Raw genomic sequence first — 13645 nt, 5'->3', positions numbered from 1 at the left:
GTTAAAATCACGTCATTATATTCAATATAGTTATATTCTTTATCTATAAATTCTTTTCCTACTGAACAAATCCTATTTCTTTAGCTAATTAATTCAAGGTATATGCTAACAAATATCGGTAGAATTTCTTTACTTACAATTCTATTTCACTTTCAATAAAGTGTGACGTTTTTTCGTTTTGAGGAAGAATATAATTCTTAATTTGATAGCATTGCCATCAACCTATTATTATAGGGATCTCTTTTCTATTTACTTATATTTTCATTGTTACTGAACTTTACTCCATTAGAAGTTTGTTTATATCCCAGGTTGCCTCGTGTGAAAATAAGAATAAGCAAGGCAATAAACCCCAGCCCTATCACTACAAATGTATCTGTATTCTTTAAAACAGCGTTGGTGGAATGAGTTTGTACCAAGCTAAACGTATTTACACTTGCATGAACTAGCATGACAATAAATAAGTTACCGTGATTACAGTTATAGATCCAAGTGAGAATGATTGAGATCGGCAAACACAATAAAATAAAAATTGGCAAGTGAATATATAGGAGAGAAAGGTCAGAACCCGGTCCACCCCTTTGTGCAGCCGTTAAGAAATGTGGAAGATGCCAAAAAGTCCACAAAACACTAAGTAGTAATGTAGCTTTTAACGGTCCAAATTTTGATTGTAATCTAGGCAGAGCGAAACCACGCCATCCAATTTCCTCCGGTAAAGGTCCACCGAGAAAGAAAATTGCTACAAAAGAGATGAGATAGGTTATAAAAAATTCAAAATTAAGGTTACGGAAAGTAGGTATCTCTCCATTTAATATCACCATACCTAGAAACATTGCAGCGGGGATAACAATGAGGGTAAACAAGAGCCACTTCAAACCGACTTTAGTAGATAGGATACTTTTTCTAACTTTTTTCCATGACTCTTTACCTTCAAGGATTCGAAACATGATATACGCCGCTAACATAGGGCCTACAAATGCATTGGCAAAAAAGAAAATATCAAATGCCTTTGTTTTAGGAAAAATACCCCATTGTGATAAGATAAATGGAATTAATACAACCCACGAGAATAAATATGCCATTACAAAAAATGAAGTTAACGGATAGGATTCCAAATACCCTCTCAGACCTGTTGATGAGTTTTTTGATTTTGTTAAATGCTTCAACACAATCACCTCTCCATTTATAAAATACCGTATATGTGCTAATTCTACATATTTTCATAATGAACCTTTTTGACGTAATAGAGTTGGTTTTTTTGTAAGAAAGGAGCGATACATTACCAAAGAAATGTAGAAATTTCTATAACAGTTTCCTTCATTTTCGTGTCTATCTTGAATGCATCTGGGGGAGCGCCTTATGCCTATCAAATTAAAAATATAGACAAGATGAACTTCGTCTTTTAAAACTGAAATATTCTTAATACAGAGGTACACTCAAACAAATGTGGTTATTAGTGCTTCACTAACATGATTCGTTGAACCCTCAATATAGAGGCATACTAGATTATGATGTTTTTCCGTAACAAATATCGTTAAAAGTTTTTAGGTTTAGAGAGAGCTATAGAGGGTATACATACATTATAAAGAGTTGGTTAGAGATAAACTTTATAGTGAATCGGTCTATAAAACTTACATTCTTACTTTAAATAAAAAGGTGGGGAGTATATATGAGGAAAAGGTTAATGAATAAGAGGATTCTATTTATTTTGTGAACGAGGAGCGTGTGAAAAATGAAAAATATGAAACGTAAGCTAGGAACCTTTGCACTTACAATGACTGGGATTGGTTCGATTTTAGGGTCTGGCTGGTTATTTGGTGCATGGAAGGCCGCCAAAATATCAGGAGGGGCCGCTATCTTTTCTTGGGTCTTAGGAATGATTGTAATATTATTTATTGCCTTACCATATAGCGAGTTAGGAGCCATGATTCCAGAGGCTGGCGGAATGGTAAAATATACACAATACTCACATGGAGATTTCGTAGGATTTATTGCTGCATGGGCTAATTGGATAGCCATCGTCTCAGTTATCCCGGTTGAAGCAATAGCGTCTATACAATATATGAGTTCATGGCCATGGGAGTGGGCAAGTTGGGCCAAGGATTTAGTAGACAATGGGATGTTGACTTCCAAAGGTCTTGCAGCGGCTTCTTTACTTATAATCATATATTTCTTTTTAAATTATTGGACAGTTAGTCTATTTGCAAAAATTAATTCATTAATTACTATATTTAAAATTGTAATTCCTGGTCTTACAATTGGTGCATTGCTATTTGTTGGATTTCATGGAGAGAACTTTACTAGTCATCAGGACTTTCATGTATCTAATTGGTCAAATGTATTAACTGCTATGGCAACATCTGGTGTTATTTTTGCATTTAATGGTTTTCAAAGCCCAATTAATATGGCTGGTGAAGCAAAGAACCCAGGGAAATCTATTCCTCGGGCAGTTGTAGGATCCATTTTAATTGCAACTGTAATATATGTATTATTACAAATTGCTTTTATCGGCGCTGTAAATCCTAATATGATAATTAATGGATGGTCGAATTTAAATTTCAATTCACCATTTGCTGATTTAGCGATAGCACTAAATATTAATTGGTTAGTTATTGTATTATATTTAGATGCTTTTGTATCTCCTTCTGGTACAGGTACTACTTATATGGCAACCACATCACGCATGCTATACGGAATGGAGAAGAATGGATATTTCCCTAAAGTTTTTGGGAAATTACATCCTATATATGGTGTGCCTAGATTTGCCATGATGTTTAATTTAATGATTTGTTTTGTTTTTTTATTTTTATTTAAAGGATGGGGTGTTTTAGCTGAAGTTATTTCAGTAGCTACATTAATTTCATATGTTACTGGACCTATAACAGTAATGACTCTAAGAAAAACTGCACCCAATTTCCATCGTCCTTTCTATATAAGAAGATTAAACATTATCGCACCTTTAGGTTTCATTTTTGCATCATTAACATTATATTGGGCAAGATGGCCATTAACAGGAGAAGTAATGTTTATTATACTTATGGGTTTACCTATATATTTTTATTATCAATTAAAAAGAAAATGGGTTGGATTTAAGAAGAATTTTTTAGCTGGATTATGGATTGTGGGGTATTTATTATTTATGATTTGTATATCGTACATTGGAAGTGAAAGATTTGGTGGATTAAATATTATAACTTATGGATGGGATATGGTACTGATTTCAATTGTTGCATTTCTATTTTATAGATGGGCTATAAATAGCGGATTTAAAACAAAAGATCTAAAAGTAGCAAAGAAGATTAATCAGAAAATTAGTTAAATAATATACATAAATTAGAAAAATGGATTTATTTTAGACTTTTTTGTGATTAACGTGTCTTATACTGTACTTGTATAACAAAAATATATTGAAAAACACTAAAAAAAGAGAAGAAGTTTTAGCTGAAAATAAGAAAAATAATAATCTGTAAAAACCAAGATTAAATGAGCAGCCACGCAGGACCTTATGGACAACATATGTATGGTGTGGAGTAGGATTAATTTTTGCAGGAATTTACTTTTTGGGGATAACACTGGGGATTGCAGCTTTCTTCTATGCAGAAAGGACACACGGGTACTGTAAACACTGTCAGAGTGGGACATAGAGTACCACCAAAAACGAAATTTCGTTTTAATTTACAATGAAAAATTCATCTTGCTTTGTTTAGCTTGACGAATATTCGGTCTCACTACATTGCTATCAAGTTAAGAAATACATTCTTCCCCAAAACGAAAAAATAAGTTGCCCTCTATCAGAAACACAAAATTTTCATCCTGGGGGTTTTATAAAATTATTAAGTTGATAATCATGGGGTACCATCAGAAAAATGCGGGTTTACAACGCTATGCCCATTTTTAAGACGCTTCCTTTATTTTTAAAAACGTTAAGAGAGTTTTAGTGGCTTTAAGGAATCTAATGATACTATATTATCCATATTAAAAAGGTTTTCTCCTAATAAATTGATATGTTTCCCTCTAAAGGTGACTATAGATAGCTATCGAAAGGGAACAAATAATGATTTCTTATCATTAGAATTATAGGAAATGAAATAAGACCGCTCCTAATTTATAGGAACGGTTATAAATTTATCATGTGCTGGAGGTCAATCCGAATGGCATGGACTACCGTCTCTAAACAGTATGGACATGAAATTTGACGAGTATACATAAGAATAGTGGAAGCCGTAACGGATTATTAGTTCGTGGTACTGAAAGTGTAATTGATCAAATGAAATATAAAATCGCATAAGAGTTTGATATACAACTTGGTGCAGACGCAACCGCTCGTCCAAACAGACTGTTGGTGGTGAAATTACAAAACGTCTAATAGCAATGGCTGAGGAACAACTTTTCGGTCGATTCACTCGCTAATTATATAGTGTATGGATTAGAAGGAGAGATTATAATCTCTCCTTTTTTAATGTGAAAAATTTATGCTCAAATTGTTTTCAAGGAATTTTAAGTAAAAGTACAAACTACTCTTCTAGATAGAAAGAGCTGAGCTAATAGTTAGGGATTCATCATTTTGATGAGGACATACTTAATAATAAAAAGCAGTTAGCAAAAGCTAACTGCCATAAGAACATTACATAAATAGTAGTTTTTAAAAATTATTCAATTTTATTTTCAAATCTGTACAGTCTTTTCTTTCATCATACTCAATGTAAGCTATGTGACCATCGGGGCGAATTAAAATGACATCAATATTTTTTAATTGATAATCCTGTATTTCTCCTACAACCACCTTTGTGTGCGAATCAATGTTTATTTTATCTATTTCTTCTTTATAAGAAGGATGTATTAATAAAATATATTTACCATCTTGCATCAATTCAAAGAGTTTATAAGTTTTCTTATTTTGAGAAGAAATAGTAAGATTTGTACATCTTTTCCCTATTAATGGATGCTTTTCTTTCGTATGCATAGAGGAATATATAACCCCTAAGCCACTTACTCTTTCAGCTAAATCTTTATTCATCTCTGGGTATGTGAGTAAATGCGAGAATAACTCTCTTAATTCTATACCTGCATTTGAAAAGTTTATCATTAATTGTTCTTGTGCTTGTACATCCTTTAAAAATTGTTTTCCCACAGCATGTCGTTCAAAATGATAACTTTCTAATAGGCTTTCATATTTTTTTTGTTTTATAGCGAGTCCCAATTTCCATCCTAAATTAAAAGCATCTTGTAAACCTATATTCAAACCTTGTCCTCCTGCAGGGAAATGAATATGCGCTGCATCACCTGCCAAGAATACACGCTTATGTTGATAAGTATTTGCTAGTTTGGTTGCATTTCCAAAACGAGAAAGCCATATTGAGCTATTAATTTGAACATGTTCACCTGTAATACTATAAATACTATCGATAAGCTCTTTTTCTGTGACAGCAACATGAACAGGTATTGTCTGATTCTTAGGATCTACAATTGCAAAACGAAATACATTAGGTGCAATAGGTACCATTATTATTAACCCATTTATATTAGATGTAGAAAAAAATGGGTTATCTGGTACATCTTCTAAAATGACATCGCCTAATATAGCTGTAGTTGTTGTATCTGTTCCATTAAAAGGTATATGTGATAACTCACGAACTACGCTTCTTGCGCCATCAGCGCCTACTACATATTGAACTTCTATTTTATATATTGTTTCTGCTTGTTCTATTTCTAGTTGTACGAATGTTTCATACTGTTTTAAATTTTTTAAAGTATGACCACGTTTAATGTCTACACCTAATTCTAACGCACGCTCTTCTAATATTTCTTCTGTAATAGATTGGGGAATAAAAAGCGTATATGGAAAATCAGTATCTAAATTTTTAAAGTTTAATCTTGTATCTAGGGCAGCAAAATGGCTGGTATCTGATTTCTTCCCTCTAGATAAAAATCGATTTTCAATACCTCTCATAGCCATTAATTCTAAGGAGCGGGGGTGAAGTGTGAGTGCTCTAGAATTTCTTATCCGATTTAATCTTCTCTCTAAAACGACAACTTTTACACCTTGAATAGCTAATTCACATGCTGTCATAAGTCCAACCGGACCACCGCCAACTACCGCTACATCATAATAATTTTCCATGTCATGCCCTCCATTTTTTTATTTAATTAAGAGCTAATACAAGAATTTGCACAATGGATTTGTAAACGATATCTATTGTGCAAATATAATTATAACTCATTTTAGTTTCCTTGGAAACTAAAATGAGTTAACTTGAGATTTCCCCTATATCAAACATTCGATATGAAGGTTAATTGAATTCAATATGAGAAAGATAATAGGGTAATCTATTTTGAATTATTTAATGAAAGGGGTATGAGATTGAGATGAATAATTCATATCATGAAAAGACACATACATTGATTAAACAATTATTTAACAAGTTTTCACCAAAAGCTCCTGGCTTTGCATATATTGCTAGTTTTGATAGCGGGGTAACTTATAAAGGTACGGTTGGCTTAGCTTCTATAGAGAAAAATTTACCTATAACCACAAAAAATATTTTTAATATTGCCTCAGTTTCTAAACAATTCACTGCATTTTCTATATTACTCTTAGAACAAGAGGGAAGATTGAGTTTAGATGATTCAATTGTAAGGTTCGTCCCTTTTATAGGAACATATGCTGAACCTGTAACATTGAAACATCTAATTCATCATACTGGTGGACTAGTTGATTATATGGCATTAGCTGAAGCAGCAAATATTAAATTTACTGATTCATTAACTGTGGAAGAATCGCTAAACCACCTTAATAGTCATCAAATTGCAAGGTTCGCAGCTGGTACAAAATTTGAGTATAGCAATACAGGATATTTTTTATTATCACAAGTGGTAGAGAAGGTAAGCGGCAAGTCTCTACGTCAGTTTACAAAGGATCGTATTTTTGACCCTTTAAATATGAGAGACACAACAATTATAGATTACTACCCAACTACTATACCAATTACTAGTGGGTATTCGAAGAATGAGCAAGGAACATATAAAATCTATGAAAGCCCTTGGGAACACACAGGGGATGGGGCAGTTCATGCAACAGTTGAAGACCTGGTAAAGTGGGGGGAGAATTTAACTACAGGTACCGTTGGTGGAAAAGAACTTGTTAAAAGAATGAGCGAAATAGGTCCGAAAATTTCCCCAACTGGGAAGACGATTATTGACAATGAAGATTATGCTTTTGGACTAAGGCTTGCTGAAGGTTTTAACTGTCGGTACTTGGAACATTCAGGAAGTTGGGCGGGTTATCGTTCACACTTCATGCGGTTTCCACAAGAATATTTGTCCGTTGTAGTTTTAAGTAACTATGATGGATTTGATTCTAAAAAACATGCTAATGAAATAGCAGAAATTGTTTTAGAAAAGTAAAAAATAGAGGGTAGAAGTCAGTATTTATATTTGCTTTACCCCACGTTGTTTTAGGTGTAATTAATTTTGAGAACGGGAGGCAAGCATAAATTTATGCCTGCCTTTTTAGGTATTAAAATGAATAACGTTATTAAATTTATAAATATACACTGAAAAAACAAAATTCGGAATAAGTATGTTGCCTTAATTGCTAAAATATAGTGGGGAATTCAGGCATGAGGAAATCAAACACTTTTGTCTTTAGATAAATAATATTTTAATAGATTTATTGAATGTAATGAATGCTGGAGGATAAAACTATGAAATATCTAAGAAAAATCTTCAAACGAATTTTGCTTCTATTTTAATGATTATTGGCGTAGGAAAACTATCTGGTACTAGCTATGGCCGAGAGCTTCGTATAACAATGGCTGGGAGTATAATAACTTCTTGGCATCCACAATATGCGAAATATACATTCCTATCCCAAAAAGAATTAGATAAATTGCAAAATAGAATTAATCATCCGAAATAGTCAAATAGTGATGAGCATATTTATAAAAAAATAGCAGGAAAAAGATTAGAAGAATTTAAAAGTCAGCCCTTAGAAATGGATGTAGAAACGATTAAAAGTAACAAAGATAGTCGCTTTCTTTTTGAAGGAAAATTAGTTACTATTAGCAATCCCTTCAATGTTAAACTTGTTAGCCATCAAGGAACTCAGGGCGCTAACAGAGGAGAAAAAATTAGCGTAATGGCAAAGCGTAATCATGCACTTGTTGCTGTGAATGCAAGTGGATTTGCTGATGAAACAGGAAGGGGTGGAGGAAATTTTGCAACTGGCATAGTAATAGAAAATGGAAAAGCTATTGATACAAATATAGATAAAAATACCCCTACAATTATTACAGGTTTAACAAAGTTTGGACAAATGATAACAGGAAATTATTCTACACAACAACTGTTGGATAAAAAAGTCGTTTCCGTAGCTGGATTTATGCCACAGTTAATCGTGAATGGAGAAAAAATGATTACAGAAGGAGACGGGGGGTGGGGTTCTGTTCCGCGGAGTATTATGGCCCAAAAAGAAGATGGTACAATTATGTTTCTAGTCATTGACGGTAGACAGACGCATAGTATAGGGGGCTACGTTATATTTAGGAGGAAAGGTTATAAATTCATCTTCTACTTTATCCCATGAAGATCGTTATTTACCGAATGCTTGGGTAGTAACAGCAAATCCAAAACAAAAAATAAGAATGACAATAGATGGGGAAAAACTACACATATAAATTAGTAGGTTATGATAAAGAAGATAAAGAGAAGGAATTAGAATTTTTCGCCCCCAAAAACCTCCGTAAAGCTTGTAATCTAGTTACTTTAGTATAGAAGAATAAGATGGGACGCAGTATGCGATGAAAGTCGCACGTACAGTGTTAAGTGGGGGAAAAGATGGAGATAACTTCAAAGTCTTACCTATCGCAACTAATCGAAAAGAGAACCATTAGGGCGTATGGTTCTCTTGGACCAAGAACTATAGTGTTTATTTTTATAGTCTGTATAAGTATATGTACTTAAAAAATAAACAGTGAATCATCTGATATATATTAATAATTTTCTTTTAATTAATTACTTTTTGCTTTCTTGCAAGCAAAGTGAATTGACCCAGCAAATACTAATAAAATGGGAATTCATGCTCCAAGAAAAGTGGTAAAAATGATGAATTAAACCAAGTAATCGAAACATCTTGGCAAGAATTAAAGAAAGCCTGGTCAATGATAAAAACGGTGAAAGGTTTTAAGTACATTGAAGCTTCAGCTTCGCAAGCTAAAAAACTGAAAATAATTTTAGTCAGCTTTTTAATTACTATAATCTAGTATCTGTCTAAAAATAATAATTTTCTGAATTTTCAATAAAAATGATTAGATTATACCAACTTAATGATAATGATTAAAGAGACTACTATAGAACCCAAACATTAATAGAAGAAAGACATATACAGGTATTATGAGTTTGAAAATTTCATAAACTCTAAAATCTTATAAAAAGAGGAGCATAAAACATGAGCGAACAATGTCCAATTAATGTACCATGTCAGGTAGCAGGGCAAACCCAAACACCATTAAGTGATGAGACTGCAACACCAATTGTTACTCCAGGAGCACCCATTGTAAAGATTCCGGTTGTATTAGCTGAAAGAACGCTTCAAATTGTTGTAGAGTCTGATATTTCATTAGAGCCTCCAGCAGTCGAAATTAAACGCATATTAAAAAACGTATTTTTAACACAATGTAAGTTAGTGCCTGTAGCATTCGTACCAGTACCAGGTACACCTTACCGACGAGTTACAAGAGCAAAATTATTTGTACAAGGCTATATTCGTAAAAATATTGAATATGCAAATAACGAGTGTAATGGAGTTTTATATGATCGTATTGCAAATGTTCCATTTTCTGGTTTTGCAGATCTGACAGAAGGTGATTTTCTATCATTAGCTTTAGTAGCTTCTTCTTCGGACACTACTTCTCATTTTATAAATCCTAAAAACGGTGATTTACCACGTCTAGACAAATATTTCTTTGAAAATGCAGTTTTTTATAACGAACAACCATATTGTGAATTAGTAAGCGCTCAATTTTTTGAATTAGATTTTTCACCTTGTTCTACAGACCTAAACGAACCATTTGATACGCTTCGTGAAAAAATTGTACTAGATCTTACTTTAAAAGTTTTACAAGTACAACAAGTACAAGTAGCACTATAAAAATAAAAAGAAATTGTCTTTTTAACAAAGACAATTTCTTTTTATTTTTATACAACATATATAATGATGAAATGGTCACATAAAAAAAACAAATTTTTTGAATTTCATCAGACGGGGGGATGGTGATGAAAAACCCATGGATTGGTAAGGGAATATGGGATGAAATTTACAAGTATAAAAACCTGAATATACAAGATAATTTACACGAAAAAAGAGGTGGAAAAGAAGAAGTACCACCTGAATTAAAGGAAGAAGATGTAGCATCAAAATTAGAGAAAGAAGGTCAAGCGTCTGAATCACAAATAGGGTCTTTAATACGCTCACTGGTGGTCAAAACTCCATTTTCTATTTTTTCAGAAGTAACTAGTTTTAAAATATTTCCAAAAATAAATGTAAAAAATCAAGAAGCATTTGTATTTAGGAATGAAAAAGGTGTAGAAGGGCGTGAATTAGATTGTAAGTTATTAAATACAGTGCAACAATATCATTCAGATAGTTATTGTAAATTAGTTTCTTTAAATCTTCATGAGAAGAGAGTTCATTTTGAATTATATAACAAAAAAAATAAAGGGAATAAAGAAGAGAATAAAGTAGAGGCATCTTCATGGATTCCTATTCACAGTATAATATTAGAGAGTGAAAATGGGGAAGACGTAAATAATTTTATTACAGCGAAACTACCTATAGAAATAGGAAGATATAAAGGTGAAATTAGTTTACGAGAAAAGGTTGTATTTAAAGAAAAAGTCATAGGAATAAAAGAGGTTGAACAGGAGATTATTTTGACAAAAACCGAATTTTTAATACCAAAGGTAAAAAAGAATGGGCAAAATACACTTACAGTTGAAAAAGGGAGCTTATTGGTAGAAGGGTATATATATCAATGTATTCAATACATATCAGAACAAAGTACACTTCATGATAATGAGCATCAGTTAATACAAAATATTGTATTGGAGTTAATCATTCAAGTAATACAAGAACAAGAAGTACAAGTGCGAATTAAATAAAAATAATTATATTCCCTCGATTAGCTGATTATTTTTATTCGTAGTGTATCGATGGGTATTCTTTTGTAAATCATTCAGTGCTGCAAACTATTTGTTAAATGGTTTATCCATGATAAATTCAATTTTACATTGTTACTAAATAGTAGGAATCTCCTCTGGTTTATGTTTTATAAAAGTGCTAACGTACAACATATTGAGAATAAACGAGTATTTAGTTTTATTATGAGTATTAAAGTAAACAGAATAACCTTAGAATTAATTCAGAATAATATGAGATAGATCTAAAGAATTAGTTGCGACAACATACTAAGGTTATTCTGAACTTATTCTTATCTTAAATTCATTGATAGAACTAAGTTCCATAGAATATTTAAAAACTTAGATTTATGTTGAAGTTCTTCTGGTAAGGAAATCTTGATTCAATTATGAATCAGATTCCGTTGCCAGGGCGGCAGTTACTCCAATTTCTCACATATTGCACACTTTCAACATCCGTTCATCATTCCAATACATTTAAATATTAATCTATTTAAAAACAGAAAATTTTAAAACCATAGTGATTAGCATATATCACATACCTACAATGCGGATTATGATAAACCATGGAGAATTGTTTAAGGAGTTAAGCAATTATGACTTTTGGTTTTGGGATGCTTTTAACGATAGTCCTCTTCCTTCACTACCATTAAAAATAAAAATAATTTGAAATAATTATTTTTATTTCAGTATATCCAAAATTATTTGTTAAAAATGAGTTTAAAGTAACCAACAATTGTAGTAATCTAAAATTTTCATTTATAAATCCACAAGAGAGAGTCTTTATATACCAATTATAGAAGGATTCAAATTATGTATTTTTTACATAATAAAATCAAATTTAAAACGAATAATAAATAGCTTTTAACTTAAGTATGTAAAAAAATAAAAGTTCAACAATGCAAAATTGCTGAACTTTTATTCCTTATTCTTTCCTATTCTGCCTAAACTATCTTTAATAGTTGTTTCCCCAAGTTGTGTATATAGCAAAGCTGTATCTTGACTCGTATGTCCAAGTTGCTGCATGACTTGTAATGAGTCTTTCTCTTCCATATATAATTTATTTGCCAATGTATGTCTTAATTTATGAGGAGACATTCTTTTTCCATAAGCTTTAGTATATTTTTCTACTATATCTTGGATAGCCCTAACTGAAAGAGGCTGTGCAGTATGTTTATATTTTGATAGAAACACATTTTTCAATTCTTTCCCTGGAGCGTATTTGTTATCTCGAATTTCCATATATTTTTCAAGATCATTTAATGCAATTGGGGTAATCCATACAGAATCTTCTTTGTTTCCTTTTCGTATTACATCAATGAGTCTTTCTTTTAAGTTTATATCTTCCATACGAAGATCCGCCAATTCACTTACACGAATGCCACTGCCAAGAAAAAGCGAGAGGATTGCTACGTCGCGATCTTTATCTCTTAGGAAATAGAACAACTGATGTTTTGTTAAAGATTTTTCGTGCTCATACTTAACGTAATTTAAAAACTCTTGATCATCATTATTATGAAATATTTTAGATCTCATACGTTTTGCACGAGCATTTAATGTTTCTTTATCTTTATGTATTTCGATTTTAGCCATTACATTTCTATAAAAATAACATTCTCCATCTTCATTCTCTGATAGGGAGGTAAGGTATTTAAATAAGGATTTTAAGGCTGAAATTTTCCTGTTAACAGAAGAATTCTGCATGTTCTGTTGTAGTTTTAGAAATCTCATAAAGTTCTCAACATCTTTTTTCTTTAAATTCTCCAAATCAGCGAAGGATATGTCTTTAATGGGTTTTAATTCAATAACTTGTTCAGATAATAGCCAATTAAAGAAGACTCTAAAATCATATACATAATTCAGTAGGGTGGAGGGAGAGGCGTCATGCAATTCTTTGTACTCCACAAATTCTTCTATGTAAAAGGGCATTTCGTTTAGATTTTCGTATAATTTTTTACGATGTACGGATTTTTGACGTTGCTTGCTGTAGTCCATAAAAATCACCTCATATATAATATAACAGAAAACGAAATCGAACACAAGTTCGCGTTAAATTCAATTTTTACACAAACTTATTTACATAATTATATTATTAAATACAAAATATACTCAAAATTGAATGGTATAGTGTAGTTAGTCAAATGAAAATTATAGCTAACTAAGTGATAAATTTGCATAAGACCATATAAATCAGTGTAAAACTACATATAAATGTACGTAAAATAAAACAATTTTTATATGTAAATTCATACGAAAAATCAATATATAAAAACAGTTTAAAATTCGTTATCTAGCATGAATTGGCTAATTTAATCATGATTATGAGGGGGTAATTAGATCAACATAAGAAAAAATCCTATATATTAAAAGGTAATTTACTATAAAAATTTTTAATGAATAGTTCAGTATTTAATGATTTCTATATAAAGCATGAATTATATAGGTACTTACGAAT

7 protein-coding genes and 4 pseudogenes are annotated in these 13645 nt (G+C 31.6%); 8 read left to right on the top strand and 3 right to left on the bottom strand.

The window, feature by feature from the left end:
• Positions 1-245: 245 nt before the first annotated feature.
• Positions 246-1166, bottom strand: coding sequence for a CPBP family intramembrane glutamic endopeptidase (locus MHB52_RS28245; RefSeq protein ID WP_080451673.1), 921 nt, complete (start codon positions 1164-1166; stop codon positions 246-248).
• Between the two features lie 563 nt (positions 1167-1729).
• Between MHB52_RS28245 and MHB52_RS28240 the strand changes: the two genes are divergently transcribed.
• The gene (locus MHB52_RS28240) at positions 1730-3316 is read left to right on the top strand and encodes an APC family permease (protein WP_061664242.1); all 1587 of its coding nucleotides are present in this window, start codon (positions 1730-1732) and stop codon (positions 3314-3316) included.
• 882 nt (positions 3317-4198) lie between these two features.
• Positions 4199-4407 (top strand): annotated as a pseudogene (locus MHB52_RS28235) (small, acid-soluble spore protein, alpha/beta type).
• 232 nt (positions 4408-4639) lie between these two features.
• Here the strand turns inward: MHB52_RS28235 and MHB52_RS28230 are convergent.
• Complete coding sequence (locus tag MHB52_RS28230) at positions 4640-6118, bottom strand: FAD-dependent oxidoreductase (RefSeq protein ID WP_061664241.1); 1479 nt, start codon at positions 6116-6118, stop codon at positions 4640-4642.
• A gap of 245 nt (positions 6119-6363) precedes the next feature.
• On the opposite strand from MHB52_RS28230, the gene MHB52_RS28225 reads away from it, so the two are divergent.
• From MHB52_RS28225 to MHB52_RS28205, 6 genes and pseudogenes are all read left to right on the top strand, one after another.
• Positions 6364-7401 (top strand): serine hydrolase domain-containing protein, encoded by a 1038-nt coding sequence (locus tag MHB52_RS28225; RefSeq protein WP_061664240.1) that lies wholly within the window; start codon positions 6364-6366, stop codon positions 7399-7401.
• A gap of 299 nt (positions 7402-7700) precedes the next feature.
• Positions 7701-8672 (top strand): annotated as a pseudogene (locus MHB52_RS28220) (phosphodiester glycosidase family protein).
• Positions 8656-8742 (top strand): annotated as a pseudogene (locus MHB52_RS36875) (YxeA family protein); the annotation flags it as partial. The pseudogenes MHB52_RS28220 and MHB52_RS36875, both read left to right, overlap by 17 nt.
• 356 nt (positions 8743-9098) lie before the next feature.
• Positions 9099-9239 (top strand): annotated as a pseudogene (locus MHB52_RS28215) (phage head closure protein); the annotation flags it as partial.
• A 203-nt stretch (positions 9240-9442) separates the two neighbouring features.
• Positions 9443-10144, top strand: coding sequence for a CsxC family protein (locus MHB52_RS28210; protein WP_001294983.1), 702 nt, complete (start codon positions 9443-9445; stop codon positions 10142-10144).
• Positions 10145-10269: 125 nt separating this feature from the next.
• Complete coding sequence (locus MHB52_RS28205) at positions 10270-11154, top strand: BC_2427 family protein (protein ID WP_061664239.1); 885 nt, start codon at positions 10270-10272, stop codon at positions 11152-11154.
• A 954-nt stretch (positions 11155-12108) separates the two neighbouring features.
• Here MHB52_RS28205 and xerS read toward each other — a convergent pair.
• Positions 12109-13185: a tyrosine recombinase XerS gene (xerS, locus tag MHB52_RS28200; protein WP_000386619.1), complete on the bottom strand. Its 1077-nt coding sequence runs from the start codon at positions 13183-13185 to the stop codon at positions 12109-12111.
• Positions 13186-13645 lie beyond the last annotated feature (460 nt).

Origin of the sequence: Bacillus sp. FSL K6-0073 (assembly GCF_038006085.1) — a bacterium.
In the GTDB taxonomy this organism is placed as follows: Bacteria; Bacillota; Bacilli; order Bacillales; family Bacillaceae_G; genus Bacillus_A; species Bacillus_A cereus.
This window is presented reverse-complemented; position numbering and strand designations above follow the sequence as displayed.

Coding starts and splice junctions, on each gene's coding strand:
- MHB52_RS28240 (WP_061664242.1), top strand. CDS start 1,730: ATGAAAAATATGAAACGTAAGCTAGGAACCTTTGCACTTACAATGACT.
- MHB52_RS28230 (WP_061664241.1), bottom strand. CDS start 6,118: ATGGAAAATTATTATGATGTAGCGGTAGTTGGCGGTGGTCCGGTTGGA.
- MHB52_RS28225 (WP_061664240.1), top strand. CDS start 6,364: ATGAATAATTCATATCATGAAAAGACACATACATTGATTAAACAATTA.
- MHB52_RS28210 (WP_001294983.1), top strand. CDS start 9,443: ATGAGCGAACAATGTCCAATTAATGTACCATGTCAGGTAGCAGGGCAA.
- MHB52_RS28205 (WP_061664239.1), top strand. CDS start 10,270: ATGAAAAACCCATGGATTGGTAAGGGAATATGGGATGAAATTTACAAG.
- xerS (WP_000386619.1), bottom strand. CDS start 13,185: ATGGACTACAGCAAGCAACGTCAAAAATCCGTACATCGTAAAAAATTA.